We start from the raw sequence: 1,177 nt of genomic DNA, 5'->3' as shown, positions 1-1,177 counted from the left end.
TAACACTAAAGCAAAAATAAATGGAGGAGGAAGAGGGATTCGAACCCCCGCGGGCTTTGACACCCCTGTCGGTTTTCAAGACCGATCCCTTCAGCCAGACTTGGGTATTCCTCCGTATTTAACTACTTAAAAAAATTGGTTGCGGGGACAGGATTTGAACCTGCGACCTTCGGGTTATGAGCCCGACGAGCTACCGAGCTGCTCCACCCCGCGTTAATAAAAAAATTATTCACTTAATACTAAAACAAAAATAAATGGAGGAGGAAGAGGGATTCGAACCCCCGCGGGCTTTGACACCCCTGTCGGTTTTCAAGACCGATCCCTTCAGCCAGACTTGGGTATTCCTCCGTATTTATTTAATTGGTGGAGCCTAGCGGGATCGAACCGCTGACCTCCTGCGTGCAAGGCAGGCGCTCTCCCAGCTGAGCTAAGGCCCCACATGTAATTAATGGTCGGGAAGACAGGATTTGAACCTGCGACCCCCTGGTCCCAAACCAGGTGCTCTACCAAGCTGAGCCACTTCCCGTACATTATATAACTATAAAAAATTATATGCTATACATATAAAAATTGTCCATCTATAAAAATGGCGCGCCCGAGAGGACTCGAACCCCTAACCTTTTGATCCGTAGTCAAACGCTCTATCCAATTGAGCTACGGGCGCTTATTAAAATGGTACCGAGGGCCGGACTCGAACCGGCACGGTAGTCACCTACCGCAGGATTTTAAGTCCTGTGTGTCTGCCAATTCCACCACCCCGGCTAGGACTTATGGAGCGAAAGACGGGATTCGAACCCGCGACCCCAACCTTGGCAAGGTTGTATTCTACCACTGAACTACTTTCGCAACATATTTAATTAAAAAATGGTGAGCCATGAAGGACTCGAACCTTCGACCCTCTGATTAAAAGTCAGATGCTCTACCGACTGAGCTAATGGCTCCCATAAATGGTGCCGACTAGAGGACTTGAACCCCCAACCTACTGATTACAAGTCAGTTGCTCTACCAATTGAGCTAAGTCGGCTAAATGGTGGAGGATGACGGGATCGAACCGCCGACCCCCTGCTTGTAAGGCAGGTGCTCTCCCAGCTGAGCTAATCCTCCAATTTGCCTGGCGACGTCCTACTCTCACAGGGGGAAACCCCCAACTACCATCGGCGCTAAAGAGCTTGACTTC

The 1,177-nt window shown here is 49.6% G+C and carries 11 tRNA genes; all 11 read right to left on the bottom strand.

The annotated features are described in order from the left end of the window. Positions 1 to 21: 21 nt before the first annotated feature. A tRNA-Ser gene (locus IEV41_RS19480) sits at positions 22 to 114 on the bottom strand. Positions 115 to 136: 22 nt separating this feature from the next. Continuing rightward, positions 137 to 213: transfer RNA gene (locus tag IEV41_RS19475), tRNA-Met, on the bottom strand. A 42-nt stretch (positions 214 to 255) separates the two neighbouring features. Beyond that, positions 256 to 348, bottom strand: a tRNA-Ser gene (locus IEV41_RS19470). Positions 349 to 361: 13 nt separating this feature from the next. Beyond that, positions 362 to 437, bottom strand: a tRNA-Ala gene (locus IEV41_RS19465). 12 nt (positions 438 to 449) lie between these two features. After that, positions 450 to 526, bottom strand: a tRNA-Pro gene (locus IEV41_RS19460). 61 nt (positions 527 to 587) lie between these two features. Further along, positions 588 to 664: transfer RNA gene (locus tag IEV41_RS19455), tRNA-Arg, on the bottom strand. A 9-nt stretch (positions 665 to 673) separates the two neighbouring features. After that, a tRNA-Leu gene (locus tag IEV41_RS19450) sits at positions 674 to 762 on the bottom strand. A gap of 9 nt (positions 763 to 771) precedes the next feature. Then, positions 772 to 846, bottom strand: a tRNA-Gly gene (locus tag IEV41_RS19445). A gap of 19 nt (positions 847 to 865) precedes the next feature. After that, a tRNA-Lys gene (locus tag IEV41_RS19440) sits at positions 866 to 941 on the bottom strand. Between the two features lie 7 nt (positions 942 to 948). Next, positions 949 to 1,024, bottom strand: a tRNA-Thr gene (locus tag IEV41_RS19435). Between the two features lie 4 nt (positions 1,025 to 1,028). Continuing rightward, positions 1,029 to 1,104: transfer RNA gene (locus IEV41_RS19430), tRNA-Val, on the bottom strand. Positions 1,105 to 1,177: the final 73 nt, after the last annotated feature.

Source organism: Priestia taiwanensis (assembly GCF_014638355.1).
GTDB lineage: Bacteria > Bacillota > Bacilli > Bacillales > Bacillaceae_G > Priestia_D > Priestia_D taiwanensis.
This window is presented reverse-complemented; position numbering and strand designations above follow the sequence as displayed.